Here is an 18,493-nt window from a genome sequence, read left to right as displayed (position 1 = left end):
AGCCTTACGCCGGCGCCGGCCGCTGTGCTATTGCGCGAGCGAGCGCAGGAAGGAGTCGATCACCTGGCTGCTGCGGCGCTCGGCCAGGTAGTACAGGTAGGTCTCGGTACACACCGGGTCGCCACTGATGCGGATGGCCTTCAGGCGCGGGTCGGCGATGTACTCCGCCTCGGACACCACGCCAATGCCGATGCCACGGATCGCCGCCTCGCGCAGGGCTTCGCGGCTGCCGATCTCCATGGCGATGCGCGGCGTCACGTCGGCCTTGTCCAGCTCGCGCTCCAGCGCCACGCGGGTAGTCGAGCCCTGCTCGCGGCGCAGCAGCGGCTGGCCCTGCAGGGCTTGCAGCCGTACCTCGTGGTTACGCGCGAACGGGTGGTCGATGTGGGCGAAGAGGATCACCGGGTGCCTTGCATACAGCTGCGCGACGAACGCCGGATCGTCATGCAGCCCGGCGAGCACGCCGACGTCGGTGACGTAGTTTTCCAGGTCGGCCAGCACCGAGGCCGAGTTGCCGATGCGGATCGACACGTCGATCTGCGGGTAGTCGCGGCGGTACAGGTCGACCATCTCGATCACATGGAACGGCCCCACCGCGCCGACCTTCAGTTGCCCCCGATTGAGCTGGCCGGAATCGCGCAGCAGGTTGGTCGCTTCCGATTCGAGCATCGACATCTGCTGGGCGATGGGCAGCAGCGCGCGGCCCACGGCGGTCAGCTCGATGCGCCGGCCACGGCGGTGGAACAGCTCGACGTTGAACTCGCGCTCCAGGCCCTGGATCTGCGTGGTCGCGGTCGGCTGGCTGAGGCCGATGGCCCTGGCCCCGGCGCTGAAGCTGGCGTGGCGGGCCACGGCGAGGAAGGTGCGCAGGCGGGCGGTGGACATCCATAGCTCCTGTCAATGGATTAGTGCTTTAACCCATATTGATTTGATGGCGTGACTGTCACATGACAGCCCTAGCTTTGGCGCTACCGAACACAACCTCCGGGTAACGCCATGACTTCGCTGACCAGACTGTTCCGCTTCGCCGTGCTGCCGCTCGCCTTCGCCTCCGCCCTGCTGCCGACCGCCCAGGCGCAGGACGCCCTCACCGTCGGCCTGATTCCCTCCGAGGACTCCCAGGCCATGATCAAGAGCAGCCAGCTGGTGCTCGACCAGTTGCAGGAACGCCTGGGGATGCCGGTGAAGCCCTTCGTGGCCACCGACTACAACGGCGTGATCGAAGCGCTGCGCGCCGGCAAGCTCGACGTCGCCTATCTCGGCCCGTTCTCCTACGTGCTGGCGCATCAAGTCGCCGGTGCCGACGCCTTCGCCGTGGCGGTGACCAAGAAGACCGGCACCAGCGCTTACCACAGCCTGATCATCGCCCGTCAGGACAGCGGCATCCGCAGCCTGGACGACCTCAAGGGCCACACCTTCGCCTTCGTCGACCCCAGTTCCGCCTCCGGCCACCTGTTCCCCAAGGCCGGCCTCGAGCAGTCCGGCCATGACCCGAAGGCGCTGTTCTCGCGGGTGATCTTCTCCGGTTCCCACGACGCCAGCATCCTCGCCGTGGCGAACCGCAAGGTGGACGCCGCCGCCGTGGCCGACCGCATCCTCGCCGGCGCGATCAGCTCGGGGCAGGTCAAGCAGGACGACATACAGGTCGTCTGGAAGTCCGACGACATCCCCGAATCGCCCATGGTCTGGCGCAAGAACCTCGACCCGGAACTGCAGAAGAAACTGGTCGCCGCGTTCGCCTCGATCAAGGACGTGCCGTGGGGCGACCAGGGCCAGCTCAATGGCTTCCAGCCCACCAACGACGCCGCCTACAACGTCGTGCGCGACACCGCCAAGGTGCTCGACCTCGACCTGCGGAGCCTGAAATGATCCGCATCGCCCAACTGACCAAGGGCTACGGCGACAACCCGGTTTTGCGCGGGATCGACCTGCGCATCGAGGCCGGCGAGTTCGTGGTGATCCTCGGCCAGTCCGGCGCCGGCAAGTCCACCCTGCTGCGCTGCATGAACCGCCTGGCTCAGGCCGACGGCGGCGAATTGCAGGTGGCCGGCGTCAACGCCATGCAGGCGCGCGATACCCGCGAGCTGCGGCGGCGGGTGGCGATGATCTTCCAGCACCACAACGTGGTGCCGCGCCTGTCGGTGCTGAAGAACGTGCTCACCGGGCGCCTGGGCTGCGTCGGCACCCTCGCCTCGGTGCTGCAGCTGTTCAGCCGCGACGACGTCGCCCTGGCCCGCGAATGCCTGCGCCGGGTGGAGCTGGAGCACAAGGCGGAAGCGCGCACCGATTCCCTCTCCGGCGGACAGATGCAGCGCGTGGGCATCGCCCGTGCGCTGGCCCAGCAGCCGCAGGTGATCCTCGCCGACGAACCGGTGGCGAGCCTTGACCCGAAGACCGCACAGCTGGTCATGCACTACCTGCGCGAGGCCACCCGCAAGCTGGGCATCACCGTGGTGTGCAACCTGCACCAGGTAGACCTGGCGCGGGAGTTCGGCGACCGCATCGTCGGCCTCGCCAACGGCCGTCTGGTGTTCGACGGCAGCCGCGAACAACTGGACGACGCGGCCCTGCGGCGCATCTACCAGCAACGCCCGAGCAGCGAGGCAACCGCCTACCAGACGGCCGCCCGCGCGGTCTACGCCAGCGAAACAGGAGCCGGAGCATGAACCTGCGCAGCCACCAGTGGATGGTCGAGACGCCGCACACCAAGCGCGGCTGGCTGACCACCGGCATCGCCGTGCTGGCGGTGTTCTACCTATTGCACTGGAGCGCCGAGGGCGCACAGCTGAGCTGGAGCGAACTGGCCAGCGGCCTGCCGCAGATCGGCGACTTCCTCAGCCGCTCGCTGCCGCCGGACCTGAGCATCCTGCCGAGCCTCTGGGGCCCGGCGCTGGAGACCCTGCAGATCGCCCTCTGGGGCACCCTGCTGGGCATCGTGCTCGCCGTACCGCTGGGTTTTCTCGCCGCACGCAACCTGCACGGCAACCGCTGGCTGTACCTCGCCACGCGCCAGCTGCTCAACGTCATCCGCAGCATCAACGAACTGATCCTCGCCCTGGTGTTCGTCTCCGCCGTGGGCCTGGGGCCCTTCCCCGGCGTGCTGGCCCTGGCACTGCACGGCGTGGGCATGCTCGGCAAGTTCTTCGCCGAGAGCATCGAGGAGATCGACCAGGGCCCCATTGAGGCGCTGCAGGCCACCGGTGCGCGGCCGTTGCAGGTGATCGTGTTCGGCGTGCTGCCCCAGGTGATCACCGCGTGGATCGCGGTGGTGCTCTACCGCTTCGAGGTCAACCTGCGCTCGGCCACCGTGCTCGGCATGGTCGGTGCTGGCGGCCTGGGCTTCGAACTGGTCAGCAGCCTGAAGCTGTTCAAGTACCAGGAGACCGCCACCTGCATCGTCGTCATCACCGTCATGGTGGTGCTTGCCGACCTGCTGTCCAACCGCCTGCGCCACGCCATCCAGGGTAACGGGCGGCACTGACCGCCCGGCCCCTGCCTCTCCCTTCCGCCCCAACCTCCTGCCGCGTGCGCCTGCTATTTCAGCCTGGAGGGCGCGCGCCGGGCAGGCGCACGCCCGGAGTTTGCACAAATGCCCGCACCCGCCGTTATCGGTCTGGCCGATGCCCACCTGCGATCAATCGATTGGAACGAAACCGACGAGGCCCCGAGCATGGCCGCACGTTCAAACAACAACAAGGAACTGCCCATGCCTGCCCGATTCCATAATCCGGTCGCCACCGTTTTCGGCGGCGGCAGCCTGGACCACATCGCCGAGTTGTGCGAAGGCAAGGTCGCCCTGGTGACCTTCCCCGAAGCAGCGCAGCTGGGGCTGATCGACCGCGTCCGCAGCCTGCTCGGCGAGCGCCTCGCCTACGTCATCGACGATGTGCAGCCCAACCCCGACGTGGCTTGGCTGCGCGATGTGCACGAGCGCTTCTGGCGTGAGGCAGCGGACTGCAGCACCGTCTTCGCCCTCGGCGGCGGCAGCGCCATCGACACCGCCAAGGCGCTGATCGTCGGCACCGCATCCGGGCACTTCGACGAACTGCTCGATCTGCTGGCCGCCGGCAAGCCCTTCACTCCGGCGCGCAGCAAGACACTGATCGCCGCGCCGACCACCGCCGGCACCGGCAGCGAAGTCACGCCCTGGGCGACCATCTGGGACGCGCAGCAGCAGAAGAAGTATTCCCTGCACCTGGACTGCACCTGGCCCAAGGTCGCGCTGATCGACCCGGACCTGATGCTCAGCGTGCCCGCCGGGGTGACGGTTTCCACCGGGCTGGACGCGCTGTCCCACGCGCTGGAATCGATCTGGAACCACAACGCCAACCCCATCTCCGACACCTTCGCCCTCTCCGCCATCGAGGACATCCTCGACTGCCTGCCGCGCCTGCAGCAGGACCTTTCCAACCGCGAACTGCGCTCGCGCATGGCCCTGGCCGCGCTGAAGGCCGGCATGGCCTTCTCCAACACCAAGACCGCGCTGGCCCACTCCATCTCCTACGAGATGACCCTGCGCCACGGCCTGCCCCACGGCATCGCCTGCTCCTTCACCCTGCCGCTGGTGCTGGGCCTGGCCTGGGGGCGCGACGCCGACCGCGACCGCACCCTGCAGCGGGTGTTCGGCCACGACCTTGCCGGCGCGCAGAAGCGCCTGCGTGAATTCCTCCACCGCCTCGGGGTCAAGACCGAGTTCGGCGACTACGGCGTGACTGCCGCGGAAGCCGAAGCGATGATCGACTTCGCCATGCAGGGTGCCCGCGGCCGCAACTTCATCGGCTCCCAGGCCGCCTGACGCCGCTCCTCACCGGGCGGCCCTGGCGGCCGCCTTTTCCTGTTGCACCGAATAAGAGTGCCGACACGCCGAGCTTCCAGCCGGCGCGAGCGAACAAGAAGGAAAACACCATGAACCGTGCACAAACCCTGTCTGGGCCAGTCTCCGCCGTCACCCCGTTTCGCCTCGCCCAGTGGCGCATGCTGCTGGCCGCGATGTTCTGCTACCTGTTCTTCTACACCGGCCGCCAGACCTTCGGCTTCGCCATCCCCGGCATCCAGGCCGAGTTCGGGCTGAGCAAGGAAACCCTCGGCTGGGCCTCCAGCGCCATGCTGTGGATGTACGCCATCGGCCAGGCCATCAACGGAAATCTCGCCGACAAGTTCGGCGGCCGGCGCATCATGAGCCTCGGCGCAGCGCTGTCCTGCGGGGCCAACTGGGTCACCAGCTTCGCCGGCGGCTTCGTCAGCCTGGTGCTGCCTTGGGGCATCAACGGCTACTTCCAGGCCCGCCGGGCAGCCGCCTGCTGTCGAACTGGTGGAGCGCCGCCGAGCGCGGCAAGGTCTACGGCTTCTATGTGTTCGCCGCCGGCTGCGCGTCGGTGCTGTCCTACGTCACCTCGGTGATAGTGATCGACGTGATGCACCTGGAGTGGCGCTGGATCTTCCGCCTGCCGGTGCTGCTGATGCTCGCTGGTGGCATCGTGTTCTACCTGGTGGCCCGCGAACGCCCGCAGGACATGGGCTTCGAACCGCTGGCCGACACCGGCGTGGCCAACGCCGAGGACCGCGCAAGCGAAGCCGCCCACGGCGAGGAAGAGACCTCGACGCAACGCTACCTCGCCGTGCTGAAGAACCCGCGCCTGCTGGTGGCGGCGCTGTCGCTGGGCTTCCAGAACGCCGCGCGCTACGGGCTGATCGTCTGGGTGCCGGTGCACTTCCTCGGCGCCGACTGGCAGAAGGGCCAGAGCTTCATCGACCCGAAATGGATCACCATCGCCCTGCCCGTCGGCATGGCCGTGGGCGCGCTGAGCAACGGCTGGGTGTCCGACCGCCTGTTCGGCAGCAAGCGCTACCGCGCGATCATGCTCTACATGGTGCTGGGCGCGCTCACCAGCCTGTGGATGTGGAGCCTGCCGGCACACAGCGGCGTCGGCCTGCTCGCGCTGTTCCTCTGCGGCTTCTTCGTCTACGGCCCGGCGTCGAGCTTCTGGGCGCTCTGCCCGGACCTGGTCGGCGCGCGCCGCGCCGGCACCGCCACCGGGATCATGAACTTCTCCTCCTACCTCTTTGCGGGTCTGGCCGAACCCCTGATCGGTCGCATGCTGGACACGACCGGCAATACTTCACTGATCTTCATCGTGGTCACCACGGCCTGCGTGTGCAGTGCGGTGGTCGCCCTGTTCGTCCGGCGCTGAGGGCACGGCCATGTGGCAAGCCCCGATGCCAGACGCCCCCGATAAAAAGAGAAGCCATGTACCAGTACCACAAGTGGTTGCGCTCCTTTCATGCCGTGGCCCGCACCGGCAGCTTCACCCAGGCCGCGGCGCTGCTGAGCGTCGGCCAGCCGACCATCAGCGAGCAGGTCAGCGGGCTGGAGAAGCGCTTTTCCGTGGAGCTGTTCCACCGCCGCGGCCGCTTCATCGAGCTGAGCCCGGCCGGGCAGCAGCTCTACGCGATCACCCAGGGCCTGTTCGGCCAGGAGGACGAAGCCTTGCAACTGCTGCAGAGCTTCCAGCAGCGCAAGCAGGGCATGCTGCGCCTCGGCGCGGTGTCGCCGCCGATCGCCATGAGCCTGACCTACTCGCTGATGCAGCGTTACCCGGACATCGAACTGGAGACTTCCTTCACCAGCGAGGCCGGCACCCTGGAGCGGCTGTACAACTTCGACATCGACGTGGCGATCCTCGCCCTCTCCGAGTTCGACCAGCGCCTGAGCACCCAGCTGTACCGCACCTGCCCGATCCTCGCGGTGGTACGCGACGACCACCCCTGGGCACGGCAGGAATCGGTCAGCGTGCAGGAGATCGCCAAGGAGCGTGTGGTACTGCGCGAGCCGGCCTCGCGTACCCGTCAGCTGGTGGAGGAAGGCTGTCGCCAGCACGGCGTGGAGCTGGACTGCGCGATGCAGCTGAACAGCCGCGAGGCCATCGTGCATGCGGTGGTACACGGCATCGGCGTGGGCTTCGTCTCGGCGGTGGAGTACGCCGACCGGCCGGGCACGCGCTCCATCGCCTTCGCCGAGGACCCGTTCCACATCAGCTACTACCTGTGCTGCCTGGGCATCCGCCGCAAGCGGCCGATCATCGCCGAGCTGTTCGACTCCACGGCCTGACCTGCAACCCGGACCAACCCTGAAACCGCGAGCCTGCCACCACGCCGGGCGGGCTGCGCTCACCTTCGATTTCACAAGTAATCCCCTCACAGGAGCATCACCATGCACTACCAGCAACCCAAGCAACTGCAGGCCGCCATCCTCGACTGGGCCGGCACCGTGGTCGACTTCGGCTCCTTCGCGCCGACGCAGATATTCGTCGAAGCCTTCGCCGAGTTCGGCGTCCAGGTCAGCCTGGAAGAAGCCCGCGGCCCGATGGGCATGGGCAAGTGGGACCACATCCGCACCCTGTGCGACATCCCCGCCATCGGCGAACGCTACCGCGCCGCCTTCGGCCACCTGCCCACCGATGACGACGTCACCGCCATCTACGAGCGCTTCATGCCGCTGCAGATCGAGAAGATCGCCGAGCACTCGGCGCTGATTCCCGGCGCGCTGGATGCCATCGCTGCGCTGCGCAAGCAAGGGCTGAAGATCGGTTCCTGCTCCGGCTACCCCGCGGTGGTGATGGAGAAGGTCGTCGCCCTGGCAAAGACCAACGGCTACGTCGCCGACCACGTGGTGGCCACCGATGAAGTGCCCAACGGCCGTCCGCACCCGGCCCAGGCACTGGCCAACGTGATTGCCCTGGGCATCAACGACGTGGCGGCCTGCGTGAAGGTCGATGACACCTGGCCGGGCATCCTCGAAGGCCGCAGTGCCGGCATGTGGACCGTGGCGCTGACCTGCTCGGGCAACGCCCTGGGTCTGACCTATGAGCAGTACAAGGCGCTGCCGGCGGAGAAACTGGAGCAGGAACGCCGCCGCATCGGCCAGATGTTCGAAGGCTCGCGCCCGCACTACCTGATCGACACCATCGCCGAACTGCCGGCGGTGATCGCCGACATCAACGAGCGCCTGGCGCGGGGAGAGATGCCGCAGGCCTGCTGATCACTCACCAGCTGAACTCGACGTAGGATGGCGTGGAGCGCAGCGAAACCCATCACGTCCACGCGCCATCAGCATGGGTATCGCTGCGCTCCACCCATCCTACAAAGAGCGTCCAGCGGAAACCGGCCTGCTGATCACTCACCAGCTGAAGTCGACGTAGGATGGCGTGGAGCGCAGCGATACCCATCGCACCCACGCGCCATCAGCATGGGTATCGCTCCGCTCCACCCATCCTACAAAGAGCGTCCAGCGGAAACCGGCCTGCTGATCACTCACCAGCTGAACTCGACGTAGGATGGCGTGGAGCGCAGCGATACCCATCACGCCCACGCGCCATCAGCATGGGTATCGCTCCGCTCTACCCATCCTACAAAGAGCGTCCAGCGGAAACCGGCCTGCTGATCACTCACCAGTTGAACCCATCCGACAAGTGCTTTCAAGGGAGCTACGGCGTTGGGGTGAGGGGCCGTTGCCGTTGCTCTAGTGCCCCGAATACGGCGGATATTTGTCCCCCGGCACGCGTCGCTGGCGCTGTGGGTCCGGGCCGTCGTGGGGAGCGTGGGGCGGATGCGGCGGGTCGATCTGCGGGTCGGCGAGGTCCGGCGAATCCGGGTCGAAACCCAGCTCCGGATCAATATGCCGCGAACCACCCAGGGGCACCTGGCGCTGCGGGTAGCCGGGCAGCCCGCGCTTGTCGCCGGGGCTGGACCTGTCCGGCCAGCGTTCAGGGGCAACGCCCGGGCGCTCTGTGATTTCACCGTGGCCTTTCATGTTCACCTCCAGCGGTTCGGGTAATGGCATGACGGTGGACGCGGGGCTGCGCCGAAGGTTTCAGCCGATTGTCCGACGGTACCGCCGGTGGATTCGCCCAGGCGAAAACCCCCGATCTAGACCATGGTCGCAAAGACCCGACCGCCCATCTGTGACACCTTCGCGCGCTTTTTTAGCGCCCCCGGAGTCACTGCATGCCCTCGCCCCTCTCCTCCAGCCCGCTCGCCCGCCTGAGCGCCCTCGCCCTGCTCGGTGGCATCGCCGCCCCGGCCAGCGCCGACTTCCTGGAGGACAGCAGCGCGCGCCTGGAGTCGCGCACCTTCTACTTCAACCGCGACTTCCGCGACGGCAGCTCGTCCAACCCGCAGGGTGCCTCCAAGCGTGAGGAAACCGCGCAGGGCTTCATTCTCAATCTGCAGTCGGGCTACACCGAAGGCACCGTCGGCTTCGGTGTCGACGCCCTGGCCATGCTCGGCGTGAAACTCGACTCCAGCCCCGCCGACAGCAACAGCGGCCTGCTGCCCTCCAGCGGCCACGACCCGCGTCACTCCGAAGACCAGTACGCCAAGGCCGGCGTCACCGGCAAGCTGCGCGTCTCCCACACCCAGTTCAAGTACGGCGCGATGCTGCCGGACATGCCGCTGCTCAAGTACAACGACGGCCGCCTGCTGCCCAACATGTTCCACGGCGCGCAGCTGACCAGCGAGGAAATCGCCCACCTCAAGCTCACCGCCACACGCCTGGAGCGCTACACCGCGCGCGACTCCACCGATGCCCAGGACGTGCGCCTGAACTGCAAGAACAAGCGCTACGCCTGCGACACCACCGGCAACCGCTTCGACTCCTACCAGGCCGACTACCAGGTCAACGACCAGCTCCTGCTGCAGTACGCCCAGGGCGGGCTGGAGAACGTCTACCGCCAGCGCTACGTCGGCATCGTCGGCAAGCAGGCGTTGGGTGCAGGGAAGGTCACGGCCGACCTGCGCTGGTTCGACAGCGACGACGACGGCTCGGCCCGCGCCGGGGAGATCGACAACCGCGCGCTGAGCCTGCTGCTGGCCTATGCCCAGGGCGGCCATATCCTCAGCGCCGGCTGGCAGCGCATGAGCGGCGACAGCTCCATGCCCTACCTCGACGGCAGCAACCCCTACCTCGCCAACTACGTGCAGGTGAACGACTTCGCCAACGCCCAGGAACGCTCCTGGCAACTGCGCTACGACTTCGACCTGCGCAGCGTCGGTGTGCCCGGCCTGAGCTTCATGACCCGCTACGTCAACGGCGACCACATCGCCCTGGCCAACGGCGACGAGGGCAAGGAATGGGAGCGCGACGTGGAGTTCAAGTACGTGATCCAGACCGGCACCTTCAAGGACCTCAGCCTGCGCCTGCGCAACGCCACCTACCGCACCAACTACGAACAGTCGGCGCGCGATGTGGACGAGGTGCGGCTGATCGCCAGCTACAACTTCTCGATGCTCTGATCTGCAGGTCAGCGGGGCGGCCGCGGCCGCCTTTCGCCTTAGAAACGGACGTCCTGAAGCTCGCCAAAATCCACTGAGATTCCCAGTACCTGAATGACAAGGATGGCCGTGGCGATGACCAGATGGACTCGGCGAGAGCTGAAGAAGGCGATGATCGGCAACAGGATGATCACCACCATGAAGACGCCCCAACCGCTGAACCATTGGTTGTCCCAGTACCTCGCCGCTTCCCAGAAGTATTCGGCGTAATAGGCGCTGAACCCGAGGAGGGCCCAGTGCCCGTGGGATTCGAATACCTCCTGGTGAGTCTCGCCGGCCTTCAGCTCGTGAACCGGCAGAATGAGCGCCGCACTGAAGAACAGCAGCAGCGGCGATACCAGCAGTCGCAGAAACTCGTTGTATGTCCAGACATTGATCAGGGACTTCAGGGAGTAGGTGCTCCACCAATATTCGAGCAGCATCAGGAAGAGCGAGGCGCTCCAGATCAGCGGCAACCAATCGATCTTCGAGGTCGCCCGTGAACGCAGCGTCGCCACAACGCCAGACAGCAGCCGGGTGACACCAAGCCCCGTCAACATGCCGAAGACGACAGCCAGCCATTGGAACTCGGTACCGGGCATCCGCAGGCCCCCTCTTGCAACGTGTGGCGGTAGACCGCACGGATGCTAAGCCCCGTAGCTACGGGCGGAGCCTGGAAGCGGGAGGGACAGCCGGCGAGATTGCAGAATTGTGGTGCACATCCTTTAGCCCGAAGCCAGCTCCGCGAAATCCATTGCGGCGCTATGCGACTTCCAAGGGCGAACACCAGGGTGCCACTCCTGCAAGGCGAATGGTCCTACATGCTGGGGGAACGGATGAGACCCGTTTCACTCTGTCGGCAATGTCCTGGCTCGGGATCGCCGCCAGCAACCGAAAAGTCCCACGAGCCATTAGCCTTGCGGGCCTACGAGCGCCGTCCCTAGCCTCTGGTTCGCCGCAGTTCATCGCGGTCGGGCGTAGGAACCCGGGATATAAGGATCAAGGTACGGCAACTTTGTAGTCACGATTGCAGGCGAAATCCGCCTTGCACTTTCGTGCGTCTATGGCGGCCGTGCATGGAGGCTTCGGCCTACCGGTTCCTTGGTCCCGGCATTCCTACCCTTGCACGGTCCGCCTCTCTTTACCCGTAGGAAGGTTGATTGGTGGCTTCTTGATCCTTAGACCAAGTAGTGGCTGACATGAACTATCCCTTTTTTACCCCCGCGCCCCGCCTTCTCTCACCACGCAAGTCGACGCTCTCTCCGGAGGTGCCCCATGCGTGAATTCCTCCCAGTCCCCTTGACCGGCCAATTCGGCGAAGAAGTCCTCTTCATCAACGCCCTGGCCCCGGTCGAACACCTGCGCGAAGCCGCCCTGCGCCGCATCACTGCGGTCGAAGACCTGCTGCAACTGATGGAAGACGACAGCGACAGCGGCCTCATCCGCGCCACCGCCCGCCTCGCCTCCGCCTTGGCGCCACTGGTCAGCGAAGCCCGCCAACTCTACGAACTGGCCCTGGAGCGCCCCGGCTACAAGGCGGGGCCACTGGATCGATAAGCTCCGCCGCCGGGTCGGCCTCGCTGCGCCGACCCGACGGCGCTGCCTCACTTCTTGGCGGTGAGCGTGCTGTAGCTGGTGATCAGGTTGCGGTAGTCCGGGATGTGGTTGGAGAACAGCGCGGCCAACCCTTCGATGTCGTTGCGCCAGTCGCGATGCAGCTCACAGGCCACGCCGAACCAGGTCATCATCTGCGCGCCGGCCGCTTCCATCCGGCGCCAGGCAGCATCGCGGGTAACTTCGTTGAAGGTGCCGGAGGCATCGGCGACGACGAAGACCTCGAAGCCCTCTTCCAGCGCCGACAGCGCCGGGAAGGCCACACAGACCTCGGTGACCACGCCGGCAATGATCAACTGCTTCTTGCCGGTGGCCTTCACCGCCTTGACGAAGTCCTCGTTGTCCCAGGCGTTGATGTTGCCGGGACGGGCGATGTAGGGCGCGTCGGGGAACAGGTCTTTCAGCTCGGGAACCAGCGGGCCGTTGGGGCCGTTCTCGAAACTGGTGGTGAGGATGGTCGGCAGCTTGAAGTACTTGGCCAGGTCGGCCAGGGCCAGGACGTTGTTCTTGAACTTGTCCGGTTCGATGTCGCGCACCAGCGAGAGCAGACCGGCCTGGTGATCGACCAGCAGTACGGCGGCCTGGGTCTTGTCGAGACGGACGTAGGGCTTGCTCATGGCGTTTCCTCGTTGCAGTGAAAGCCCGGCCGGAGCCGGGCAAGGGTCGGTTCAGCGCTGGGAGTCCAGCACTTCGTGTTCGGTCACCACCTGCTGGGCCTTGGTGTAGCTTTCGATCAGCAGGCGGTAGTGCGGGAAGATCAGGCTGTAGGCCTCGGCCCACTGCGCGGCGTCGGGGCGGTTCCAGGTGCGCTGGATTTCCGAGGCGACGGCGGCGGTATCCATGGGCACCACGCCAGCCTGGACGACACGCGCCAGGGTGATTTCCTGCGCGGCCTTGGAGTAGGTGCCGGAGGCGTCGATCACGGCGAAGACCCGGTAGCCGGCGTTGACCGCGGCAATCGCCGGGAAGGCCATGCATACGCTGGTGATGGTGCCGGCGATGACCAGGGTCTTCTTGCCGGTGGCCTCGACGGCGGCGACGAATTCGGGGTTGTCCCAGGCGTTGATCTCGCCCTTGCGCGCCACGTACTGCGCATGCGGCGCGGCCTCGTGGATCTCGGGGATCAGCGGGCCGTTGGGCCCCTGCGGCACCGACGCGGTGGTGATCACCGGGATTTTCGCCAGGGTGGCGATCCTCGCCAGGGTGATGGCGTTATTGCGCAGTTCGGTCATGGGCATGTCCTTGACCGTCTGGAACAGCCCGCTCTGGTGGTCGATGAGCAGCATGGCGGTGTCGTCGGGATCGATAACCGGGCGCTGGCCGTTGAAGTTGGCAATCTGGTTGAAGTGGCTCATGTCGTGGTCTCCACAAGGGGCGTCCGGCCCAAGAAACCCGCGCCTCCTGCGCGGGCGTTCATCCAGACTAGGCGAGGCCTGAGTCGGGGGTATGACATCAGCGGGTCATCTGTCCGAAACGTCCGTTCTGGACGTCCGCAATGGCCTGCTGGATTTCGCTTTCGCTGTTCATCACGAAGGGGCCGTAACCGACGATGGGCTCGTCCAGCGGCTCGCCACTGAGCAGCAGCACCAGGGCATCGCTCTCGGCTTCCAGCTGCAGGCTGTCGCCGCGCCGGTCGAACAGCGCCAGCTGGCCTTCGCGCAGCGTTTCGCCGCCGCCCAGCCCGACGTTGCCGCGCAGCACCACCAGGGCGGTGTTGCGCCCCGCCTTGACGGCCAGTTCCAACGGGCGACCGGGCTGCAGGCGCAGGTCCCAGACATCCAGCGGGCTGAAGGTGTGGGCCGGACCGGCGTGGCCAGCGTAGTCACCGGCAATCACCCGCAGGCTGCCGGCGCCGTCGGCCAGTTCGATGCGCGGGATGTCACCGGCCAGCAGCGTCTGGTAGGCCGGTGCGGTGCGCTTGTGGCGGGCCGGCAGGTTCACCCAGAGCTGGGCCATGTGCAGGTTGCCGCCGCTGCGGGCGAAGTCCGGCGAGTGGTATTCCTCGTGGAGGATGCCGTCGCCGGCAGTCATCCACTGCACGTCGCCAGGGCCGATGCGGCCGCCACCGCCGCTGGAGTCGCGGTGCTCCAGCTCGCCGTGATAGACCAGGGTCACGGTCTCGAAGCCCCGGTGCGGGTGCTGGCCGACGCCACGGCGCACCGTGCTGGGGCCGAAAGCGTGGGGGCCGGCATGGTCGAGCAGCAGGAAGGGGCTGAGGTGCTCGCCCAGGCTGTCGTAGGAAAACAGCGTGCGAACCGGAAAACCGTCACCGACCCAGTGCGGCCGGGCGGCGCTGTAGATGCCAAGAATCTGTTTCATGGGTGCCTCCTGTAGTGCATGGAGGTCACGATACGGATGGAACAATTGCCTCGGTAGACGGCAAAAATTAGTATCAGTGTTCCACAAGAGGAACACTGGAATGGACGATCTCAACGACCTCTATTACTTCGCCCAGGTGGTCGAGCACGGCGGTTTCACCCCGGCCGGCCGTGCCCTGGACGAGCCCAAATCGAAGCTCAGCCGGCGCATCGCCGCGCTGGAGGAGCGTCTGGGCGTGAGGCTGATCCAGCGTTCGACGCGGCACTTCTCGGTGACCGAGATAGGCCAGGTGTTCTACCGGCACTGCGTGGCGATGCTGGTGGAAGCGGCGGCGGCCACCGAGGCCGTCGAGCAGCACCGTTCCGAACCGCGCGGGGTGGTGAACCTGAGCTGCCCCACGGCGCTGCTGAACTTCTGGGTCGGCCCGATGCTGGCGCGCTTCATGGTGCAGTACCCGCTGGTGGAGCTGCATGTACAGAGCACCAACCGCCAGGTGGACCTGATCCAGGAAGGCATCGACATCGCCCTGCGGGTGCGCTTCCCGCCACTGGAAAGCAGCGACCTGGTGATGAAGGTGCTGGGCGAAAGCCGCCAGCGTGTGGTGGGTGCCCCGGCCTTGCGCGAGCGCCTGCCAGCCAGGCCGACGCCCGCCGACGTGGCCGCCCTGCCGACGCTGCATTGGGGCGTGGTGCAGCGCGAATACCAGTGGCTGCTGGACGGCCCCAAGGGCGCCAGCGCGCAGGTGCGCTACCAGCCGCGAATGGTCACCGACGATCTGGTCGCCCTGCGTCAGGCCGCGCTGGCGGGCGCCGGCGCGGTGCACATGCCTGCCGTGGTGGTCTGCGATGACCTGAATGACGGCAAGCTGGTGAACCTGCTGCCCGACTGGGCGCCACGCACCGGCGTGGTCCATGCGGTGTTCCCTTCGCGGCGTGGCTTGCTGCCGTCGGTACGAACCTTGCTCGATTTTCTGGGCGAGGAGTTCGAGAAGAGCGACATGTCCTAAGTAGGCGTCTTCCAGGCCGGACAGAAAGTTCGCACTTCAACCCAGAACACGGGTCGACTCTGAAGGAAATACGAGTCAGGAATAGGACGAGCATTTCTTCAGAAAGCCCTGACATACCTTTCCAGCGACCAATCCTTACCATTTGTCGACATAAACGCCGTAACCAGTTCATCTGGTTGGGAATCTCTGATTAATGTCTACCCTGAATACTGTTGGAAGAATGTCGAGGAGCAGCCGGTATGGCTAAGAACCTGAAAGAGCGTGCAACGGTTATCTGCCGCCTCGACGACAAGATTCTCTTCGTGCGCAAATCCAAGTCGAAATGGAACCTCCCCGGCGGCCGCATCGAGGCCGACGAACGCCCCGGCCAAGCCGCCACCCGCGAGCTGATCGAGGAAACCGGGCTGGCAATCGAACAGCTGAACTACGTCGCGCCGCTGGAGCTGTACCAGACGCTGCACTACGTGTTCGAGACGCCGGTCGACCCGGCGCAGCAGCCCACGCCCCTGAACGAGATCGCCGACTGCCGCTGGTTCGCGCCCGAAGAACTGGAGCGCCGCCGGGTCAACAAGTCGGCACGCCGCCTGCTGCGCACCTGCCTGAAGGCCAGCTGACAGGCTGACGGACGCCGCGTATCAGGGTATCTTCAGCGCCTTCCTATAAGACGCCCGTACAGGATTTACCCCCATGCTTCGCGCTGCCCTGCTTTGCACCCTTGCGCTGTCCTCCGGCCTTGCCGTCGCCCAGGTCGAGGTGAAGCCCGTGCAGCATTCCAAGGTGGGCGAAGTGCTGGCGGTACGGATCAGCGAGGAAATCGCTCCGGGCGACTACGAGCGCCTGTTCAAGGGGCTGATGGCCAACCCGGGCAAGTTCGCCCGCAAGGTGGCCCTGCTGGACAGCATCGGGGGCAGCGCCGCCGAATCGATCAAGATGGGCCGCCTGCTGCGCGAATCCGGCTTCGAGACCCTGGTGCCGACCAACAGCGTCTGCCAGGGCTCCTGCGTCTACCTGCTGGCCGCCGGCAAGCACCGCACGGTGCGCGGCTATGTGGGGCTGCATCGCCCTTACTACCCCGCCGGCGATTCGTCCCAGGCGGCGGGCAGCTATAACGCCCGCACCTATTTCCGCGACATGGACATTCCGCTGGAACTGGCCGACACCATGCAGAGCATCGATCCGCAGCGCATGCGTGTGCTGACCCCGGAGGAGTTGCAACGTTACCGGCTGGGCGCCACGCCCAGCCAGATCAGCGCCCGCTGACGTTCAGCGGCCACTGGTCGGCGTCGAGGTAGCCGAGCAGGCGCGGGCTCTTGTCGGTTTCACTGAGCACGAAGAGCGTCGAGGCGTAGTCCGGGGTTGCCGGGTCGTCGACGCTCACCGAGTGTTCCAGGTCTTCGATGCATTCGCTGTGGGTCACCAGGATCAGGTTGCGGTGCGCCACCTTGTGCTGCAGCGCCTGGTCCAGCATCGAGCCTTCGCATTTGTACAGCCAGGGCTGCTCCTGCGGCGTGCGGCCGAACATCGAGGTGGCGGTCTGCACCGCCCGCAGCTGTTCACTGCTGAGGATGTCGGCATTGGCCAGGCCGAGGGTGGCGAAGTCCTGGCCGATGGCATGGGCACTCTGGCCGCCACGCACGGTGATGCCATCGACATTGCCCAGGCAGGGCGCACTGGAACGGTCACACCGTTCGGCGTGACGCACCAGCACGATCAGATCGCCGTTCTGCCAGTGCTCGCGCAATTCCGCCTGGCGCTGGGCATCGCCTACCAGCGGAGTCGGCCGCGAGAAGTCCAGGGGCAGGAAGCCGCTGAGCAGGGCGATCACCGGGAGGATTGCCAGCAAGGACAACCAACCGCGAGACAGTGATCTGAAGAACTTCGGGATGGGCATGGTTCAGGCCGTGCAGCTGGAAAAGGGTCCGCGTCCGTTCCCTCTTCGAAGGAGGGAGGCCCGACCCATCCCTGGGATGACCATCGCACTGCGGGGTTGTCAGATGGCGGGCAAGCAAACCCTATCGCCGGATTCGTGAAGAACCCGTTATGAATTGCTGAAGAATCCGTCTCTGTCAGAAACGACCGTCCGTCGCCCCGCCGCTTTCATACTGCCGGCTGACGCAATCAGCCGGCTTTCGGTCATCGCACTGTGGTAGAACAAGGCACAGTGCCATCAGAGAGCCGCCGCCATGCCGTACGACGCCTCCCCGGAAAATCCCGTCTACCAGACCCTGCTCGAATCCACCCGTGCCATTCCTTGGAAAATCGACTGGCGATCCATGACCTTCGCCTACATCGGCCCACAGATCGAAGACCTTCTGGGCTGGAGCCAGGCCAGTTGGGTCAGCGCCAACGACTGGGCCGAGCGCATGCACCCGGAGGATCGCGAGCGCGTGGTGAACTTCTGCGTGTCGCAGTCCCGCGAGGGCACCGACCACGAGGCGGACTACCGCGCCCTCACCTCCTCCGGTGACTACGTGTGGATCCGCGACGTGGTGCACGTGGTGCGCGATGACAATGGCGAGGTGGATTCGCTGGTCGGCTTCATGTTTGACATCAGCGAGCGCAAGCGCGCCGAAGAGCAACTGATCATGCTGCAGCGCCAGCTGGAGGAGTATTCGTACAAGGACGGCCTGACCGGCGTGGCCAACCGGCGCATGTTCGACTCGGTGCTGGACACCGAATGGGGCAGCGCCCAGCGCAGCGGCCAGCCGATCTCGCTGGTGCTGCTGGATATCGACTACTTCAAGCAGTTCAACGATCACTACGGGCACATCCAGGGCGACGACTGCCTGCGCAGCGTCGGCAAGGCGCTGGCCGGCGCGCTGCATCGGCCCAGGGACTTCATCGCACGCTTCGGTGGCGAGGAGTTCGTGCTGGTGCTGCCGGAGACCGACAGCGAGGCCGCGCGGCAGATCGCCGAACGTTGCCGTAGCGTGCTGCGCGAGCAGCGCATTGCCCACGAGAAGTCTGCCGTCTCCGACCTGCTGACCATCAGCCTGGGCGTCGGTACCGCCGTGCCCGCCTCCAGCGACCGTCCGCTGGACTTTGTCGCGGCGGTGGATCGCCTGCTCTACCAGGCCAAGCAGGCCGGACGCGACCGGCTGGTGGCCGCGCACTGGAGTCGGGGCGACGATCTGCGGCGTGACTCGCTTCGCTAACCCCGCTGCGACGTCCTGACTCGACCAACCGGACGGGCAGTGGCGCCAGAGCTGTCTAAGCTCTATAGCCACACGCGCGTGCCGGCGGCAG

Annotated in this window: 19 protein-coding genes and 1 pseudogene; 13 read left to right on the top strand and 7 right to left on the bottom strand. The window is 66.1% G+C overall.

From position 1 onward, the window contains the following. Nucleotides 1-27: 27 nt before the first annotated feature. Entirely contained in the window at nt 28-885 is an 858-nt protein-coding gene (locus tag IB273_RS15115) for a LysR substrate-binding domain-containing protein (RefSeq protein WP_192224401.1), read from the bottom strand. Nucleotides 886-996: 111 nt separating this feature from the next. Here IB273_RS15115 and phnD point away from each other — a divergent pair, with 111 nt between their 5' ends. The 7 genes and pseudogenes from phnD to phnX all read left to right on the top strand — a co-directional run bounded on the left by phnD (nt 997) and on the right by phnX (nt 8,038). Continuing rightward, nucleotides 997-1,869, top strand: coding sequence for a phosphonate ABC transporter substrate-binding protein (gene phnD / locus IB273_RS15110; RefSeq protein WP_192224400.1), 873 nt, complete (start codon nt 997-999; stop codon nt 1,867-1,869). Further along, on the top strand, nt 1,866-2,666 hold the full coding sequence (phnC, locus tag IB273_RS15105; protein ID WP_192224399.1) for a phosphonate ABC transporter ATP-binding protein: 801 nt from the start codon (nt 1,866-1,868) through the stop codon (nt 2,664-2,666). Before phnD ends, phnC begins: the two co-directional genes overlap by 4 nt. Beyond that, nucleotides 2,663-3,481 (top strand): phosphonate ABC transporter, permease protein PhnE, encoded by an 819-nt coding sequence (phnE, locus tag IB273_RS15100; protein WP_151187624.1) that lies wholly within the window; start codon nt 2,663-2,665, stop codon nt 3,479-3,481. Before phnC ends, phnE begins: the two co-directional genes overlap by 4 nt. A gap of 225 nt (nt 3,482-3,706) precedes the next feature. Next, nucleotides 3,707-4,795, top strand: coding sequence for an iron-containing alcohol dehydrogenase PsrA (psrA, locus tag IB273_RS15095; protein ID WP_192224398.1), 1,089 nt, complete (start codon nt 3,707-3,709; stop codon nt 4,793-4,795). Nucleotides 4,796-4,905: 110 nt separating this feature from the next. After that, nucleotides 4,906-6,191, top strand: a pseudogene (locus IB273_RS15090) (MFS transporter). A 56-nt stretch (nt 6,192-6,247) separates the two neighbouring features. Then, nucleotides 6,248-7,108, top strand: a complete 861-nt coding sequence (locus tag IB273_RS15085) for a LysR substrate-binding domain-containing protein (protein ID WP_151187626.1) — start codon at nt 6,248-6,250, stop codon at nt 7,106-7,108. Between the two features lie 102 nt (nt 7,109-7,210). After that, a complete protein-coding gene (gene phnX / locus IB273_RS15080) occupies nt 7,211-8,038 on the top strand; it encodes a phosphonoacetaldehyde hydrolase (protein ID WP_192224397.1) in 828 nt (275 codons plus the stop codon). 480 nt (nt 8,039-8,518) lie between these two features. Here the strand turns inward: phnX and IB273_RS15075 are convergent, their stop codons facing one another. Further along, nucleotides 8,519-8,809 (bottom strand): DUF6021 family protein, encoded by a 291-nt coding sequence (locus IB273_RS15075; RefSeq protein ID WP_192224396.1) that lies wholly within the window; start codon nt 8,807-8,809, stop codon nt 8,519-8,521. Nucleotides 8,810-9,003: 194 nt separating this feature from the next. On the opposite strand from IB273_RS15075, the gene IB273_RS15070 reads away from it, so the two are divergent. Next, a complete protein-coding gene (locus IB273_RS15070) occupies nt 9,004-10,290 on the top strand; it encodes an OprD family porin (RefSeq protein WP_192224395.1) in 1,287 nt (428 codons plus the stop codon). 38 nt (nt 10,291-10,328) lie between these two features. Here the strand turns inward: IB273_RS15070 and IB273_RS15065 are convergent, their stop codons facing one another. Next, nucleotides 10,329-10,910, bottom strand: coding sequence for a hypothetical protein (locus tag IB273_RS15065; protein WP_081518513.1), 582 nt, complete (start codon nt 10,908-10,910; stop codon nt 10,329-10,331). 673 nt (nt 10,911-11,583) lie between these two features. Between IB273_RS15065 and IB273_RS15060 the strand changes: the two genes are divergently transcribed. Further along, a complete protein-coding gene (locus IB273_RS15060; protein ID WP_081518514.1) occupies nt 11,584-11,865 on the top strand; it encodes a hypothetical protein in 282 nt (93 codons plus the stop codon). 47 nt (nt 11,866-11,912) lie between these two features. Here IB273_RS15060 and ycaC read toward each other — a convergent pair whose 3' ends face one another. The 3 genes from ycaC to IB273_RS15045 all read right to left on the bottom strand — a co-directional run bounded on the left by ycaC (nt 11,913) and on the right by IB273_RS15045 (nt 14,241). Then, a complete protein-coding gene (gene ycaC / locus IB273_RS15055) occupies nt 11,913-12,539 on the bottom strand; it encodes an isochorismate family cysteine hydrolase YcaC (protein ID WP_081518515.1) in 627 nt (208 codons plus the stop codon). A 51-nt stretch (nt 12,540-12,590) separates the two neighbouring features. Next, complete coding sequence (locus IB273_RS15050; protein WP_081518516.1) at nt 12,591-13,277, bottom strand: hydrolase; 687 nt, start codon at nt 13,275-13,277, stop codon at nt 12,591-12,593. Between the two features lie 97 nt (nt 13,278-13,374). Next, nucleotides 13,375-14,241, bottom strand: a complete 867-nt coding sequence (locus IB273_RS15045; protein ID WP_192224394.1) for a pirin family protein — start codon at nt 14,239-14,241, stop codon at nt 13,375-13,377. Between the two features lie 100 nt (nt 14,242-14,341). On the opposite strand from IB273_RS15045, the gene IB273_RS15040 reads away from it, so the two are divergent. The 3 genes from IB273_RS15040 (at nt 14,342) to IB273_RS15030 (ending at nt 16,507) form a co-directional block, all read left to right on the top strand. Beyond that, nucleotides 14,342-15,247: a LysR family transcriptional regulator gene (locus IB273_RS15040; RefSeq protein ID WP_081518518.1), complete on the top strand. Its 906-nt coding sequence runs from the start codon at nt 14,342-14,344 to the stop codon at nt 15,245-15,247. A 239-nt stretch (nt 15,248-15,486) separates the two neighbouring features. Further along, on the top strand, nt 15,487-15,861 hold the full coding sequence (locus tag IB273_RS15035) for an NUDIX hydrolase (protein WP_081518519.1): 375 nt from the start codon (nt 15,487-15,489) through the stop codon (nt 15,859-15,861). A 73-nt stretch (nt 15,862-15,934) separates the two neighbouring features. Further along, complete coding sequence (locus IB273_RS15030) at nt 15,935-16,507, top strand: hypothetical protein (RefSeq protein WP_081518520.1); 573 nt, start codon at nt 15,935-15,937, stop codon at nt 16,505-16,507. Here the strand turns inward: IB273_RS15030 and IB273_RS15025 are convergent. Further along, nucleotides 16,494-17,090 (bottom strand): histidine phosphatase family protein, encoded by a 597-nt coding sequence (locus IB273_RS15025; RefSeq protein WP_225605925.1) that lies wholly within the window; start codon nt 17,088-17,090, stop codon nt 16,494-16,496. The two genes, IB273_RS15030 and IB273_RS15025, sit on opposite strands and share 14 nt — an antisense overlap. Nucleotides 17,091-17,430: 340 nt before the next feature. Between IB273_RS15025 and IB273_RS15020 the strand changes: the two genes are divergently transcribed. After that, the gene (locus IB273_RS15020; protein WP_081518521.1) at nt 17,431-18,402 is read left to right on the top strand and encodes a sensor domain-containing diguanylate cyclase; all 972 of its coding nucleotides are present in this window, start codon (nt 17,431-17,433) and stop codon (nt 18,400-18,402) included. Nucleotides 18,403-18,493 lie beyond the last annotated feature (91 nt).

The sequence above is a fragment of the Pseudomonas sp. PDM19 genome, assembly GCF_014852215.1.
Lineage (GTDB): Bacteria > Pseudomonadota > Gammaproteobacteria > Pseudomonadales > Pseudomonadaceae > Pseudomonas.
The sequence above is the reverse complement of the archived record's forward strand: the minus strand, read 5'-3'. Positions and strand labels throughout refer to the sequence as shown.